We start from the raw sequence: 1,579 nt of genomic DNA on the forward strand, positions 1-1,579 counted from the left end.
CCATGACAGAGACCACCAACACTGCAGCCCCGCTGCTGGATCCGTCGCTTTTCATCTCCGATGACGTGCACGAACGGGAGGTGATGCTGGCCGACGGAAAGAAGCACACCTTCTACATCCGTGAGCAGGAAGCCGGAGTTCTGCGCGGGTTCTTCGCCGGCCAAGCAAGCGAAGATGCGGACAAGCAGGCCGAGACCATGGCACGCCTGATCGCCAAGTCGATCTGCGATCCGGAAGGAAACCCGGCTCTTTCGCTGGCTCAGGCCAAAAGGCTGAAGTTCGCTGTGCAGATTGCGCTGACCAAGGAAATCAGCGAGGTGCACAGTTACCAGGGAAAGGAGACCTCGCCCGGCGAGGAAGCGGCGAGTGGTTCCGATACCAGCTCGCTTTGAGCCTTGGCAAGACGCTCGGCGAGATCGATGCGATGCCCGCAGCTGAACTGGACGGCTGGCGGGCCTTCTACGAGCTCTACCCGTTCGACGACCTACACCGATTCCATCGACCAGCTGCGGTCGTAGGAGCCACTTTCGGCGGCAAGTTTGAAAGCATCCTGACCTTCCTCGCGCCAAGCCCAAATGACCCCGAGCTAAGCGACGCTGACCGCGACGTTGCCAAGGCTCTTGGCTTTTAACAACCGGATCTAATCATGGCCACTGCAGGCTCGATCGTCGTTGATCTTCTGATGCGCACGGGGTCGTTCGAGACCGACACGAACCGTGCGTCCAAGCAGATGAAGAAGCTGGGCAAGGACTCCACCGACGCTGCTGCTGACATTGGGAAGGCCTTCGGCAAAATTGCAGGAACCGCTGTGGGTGGCTTGGCGGTTGCTGGAACGGCAGTTCTGAACTGGACCCGACAGCTCGTTGATGCGTCAACAGAGCTGGAGAAGTTCTCTCGCCTTTCCGGAACCAATGAGCAGGTGTTCCAGCGCATGGCGGCCGGCGCTGCCACTGTCGGCATCCAACAGGACAAGCTGGCCGACATTTTCAAAGACACGCAGGACAAGCTTGGCGACTTCCTGAGCACCGGCGGCGGTGCAATGAAGGACTTCTTCGAGCAGATTGCGCCCCGGGTCAACTTGACGGCTGACGCGTTCCGGAACCTTAGCGGCCCCGAAGTCCTGCAGAAGTACTACAAGGCTCTAGAGGATGCCGGGGCGTCACAGGCCGACATGGTCTTCTACATGGAAGCGATCGCAAGCGACTCGTCGTTGCTCGCTCCACTCCTGGCGCGAAACGGTGATGGATTCCGTAAGTGGGGTGATGAAGCTCAGCGCCTTGGTGCGGTACTGGATGCGGATACGCTCGCATCCATGAAGGCGGTGAAGGAACAGTCGAACCAAATCCAACTGGCGTTCCAGGGCTTGAAGAACGAAGTGGCGGCAGAGCTGCTGCCTCAGTTCAAGGAGCTGACCGCCTTCCTGGGCTCCGACCAGACGAAGAGCGCCTTCACCTCTGTCACCAGGTGGGTGGGCGACTTGGTTGCGGAGATGGCAAACGGCGCCGTTCTTATCGTGAACTTCATCGACAAGGTGCGGCAGCTTCGGAATCTGGACGCAGGCGGTTCGGTTGGAGCCACG

Annotated in this window: 3 protein-coding genes; all 3 read left to right on the top strand. The window is 59.7% G+C overall.

Translation table 11 applies throughout. From position 1 onward, the window contains the following. Positions 1-392, top strand: a 392-nt coding sequence (locus AB0E19_RS38640; RefSeq protein WP_362189908.1) for a phage tail assembly chaperone family protein, TAC, incomplete at its 5' end; no start/stop codon positions are given. After that, positions 389-631, top strand: a complete 243-nt coding sequence (locus AB0E19_RS38645) for a hypothetical protein (protein WP_362189911.1) — start codon at positions 389-391, stop codon at positions 629-631. The genes AB0E19_RS38640 and AB0E19_RS38645, both read left to right, overlap by 4 nt. A gap of 15 nt (positions 632-646) precedes the next feature. After that, a partial coding sequence (locus tag AB0E19_RS38650; RefSeq protein WP_362189914.1) for a hypothetical protein occupies positions 647-1,579 on the top strand: 933 nt, incomplete at its 3' end.

The organism is Streptomyces sp. NPDC047974, assembly GCF_040653375.1.
Lineage (GTDB): Bacteria > Actinomycetota > Actinomycetes > Streptomycetales > Streptomycetaceae > Streptomyces.